This window comes from Variovorax glucosi (assembly GCF_051216695.1).
Classification (GTDB): Bacteria; Pseudomonadota; Gammaproteobacteria; order Burkholderiales; family Burkholderiaceae_C; genus Variovorax.
This window is the reverse complement of the sequence record NZ_JBPJZE010000092.1, coordinates 1-1,455: the sequence shown is the minus strand read 5'-3', so window position 1 is coordinate 1,455 and position 1,455 is coordinate 1. Positions and strand designations below refer to the sequence as shown.

The following is a 1,455-nucleotide window of genomic DNA, read 5'->3' as shown; positions in this document are numbered from 1 at the left end:
AGTGCGCACGCAGGTCTCGGTTTCGCTGCGGTCGTCGTAGCCGATCAGCTCGATGGGGCGCTTCGCACCCTTCACCGAGAGCCCGCCCGCCGCGTTGACCTGCTCGGCCCACAGCAGGTAGTTGGGTTCCTGGCTCACCTGCGCGCCGGCGGCCCACGGGCCGGTGCGCGCGATGGCATAGCCGATCTTCACGGGGCCGCCCGGACTGTTTTGTGCGAACAGCTGCGGCGCGACGGCGGCGGCGCCCAGGGCGGTGGCGGTGCCCTGAATCCAGCGGCGGCGATTGGGATGTTGGTGCATGGAAGTCTCCTGCCGGGCGTCGATATGCGCCCGCTGCCCGGAATCGTAGAAACGCACGCCTTCGGACGCTGTGCCCGCCGTGCACAAAGCACTTGACGCAGCGTGCACGCGCCTAGTGGTTAACCCGCAAAGCCGGGGGCCTTGCATGCGCTTCACAATGCGCAGCAATCCGGCCTTGCCTTGCACTCTTTCGTTTTCGCCCTTCACCGCACGAGATGACCGCGTCCCTGCTTCTGTCCACCGACGAGATTCCGCCCAAGGAGCGCGGGCCGCTGTGGTGCGAGTGGGTATGGCGCCACTTCGGCGGCCTGGGCTCCGACCTCTACGACGACAGCGAATTCGACGGCCACCTCGCGGCCTCGCATGCGGGTGACGTGATCCTCACGCGGCTTGAAGCCAACCGGCACCGTGTGCTGAGGACGACGCAGATGGCGCGCCTGAGCGAAGCGCCTTACCTGAAGATCGTCGCGCCCTGGCAGGGCTCGGCCGAGGTTACGCAGCGCGGCCGAGCCGCCGCCGTGCGCTCGGGCGGATGGACGCTCTACGACACCACCGCCGAATACACCGTGGCCAACCCCGAGCGCAGCGACCACCTGATCGTGATGCTGCCGAAAGACCAGATCGCATCGCCCGCGCTGCCGCTCAACGACCTGGTGGCGCGCCGCATCGGCGGCGGCAGCGGCATCTCGCGCGTGGCGCTGGAGACCATGCGCAGCACGTACCTCGAACTGCCCTTCATGAGCGAGGCAGCGGCGCGCGGTGCGGGCGAACTGCTGATACAGCTGGTGCGCCTTTCGTTGATGGAACTGGCGGGCCAGGAAACGCCGCAAACGCAGCGCGAGGCCCTGAAAGACCGCATCCGCCGCCACGTTGCGCAGAACCTGCAAGACCCGGCCCTGTCGATAGACAGCATGGCGCTGGCCCTGCGCTGCAGCAAGCGCCTGCTGCACAGCGCCTTCGCCGACGACGACGAAACGCTGAACGGCTACATCCAGCACCAGAGGCTGGCTGCGAGCATCCGCGAACTGCTGGACCCGGCGAACGCGGCAAGGTCGATCACCGACATCGCGCTGGCCTCGGGCTTCGGCAACCTCTCGCACTTCAGCCGCGTGTTCCGCGAGCACACGGGCGGCAGCCCGAGCGAATTCAGGCGGC

The 1,455-nt window shown here is 68.1% G+C and carries 1 protein-coding gene and 1 pseudogene; one reads left to right on the top strand and one right to left on the bottom strand.

The features are described from left to right. Nucleotides 1–300: pseudogene (locus ACSFA3_RS23155) on the bottom strand (amino acid ABC transporter substrate-binding protein); the annotation flags it as partial. Nucleotides 301–515: 215 nt separating this feature from the next. On the opposite strand from ACSFA3_RS23155, the gene ACSFA3_RS23150 reads away from it, so the two are divergent. Beyond that, nucleotides 516–1,455 (top strand): AraC-like ligand-binding domain-containing protein (locus tag ACSFA3_RS23150; protein ID WP_435507788.1); only part of this gene is annotated, 940 nt, incomplete at its 3' end.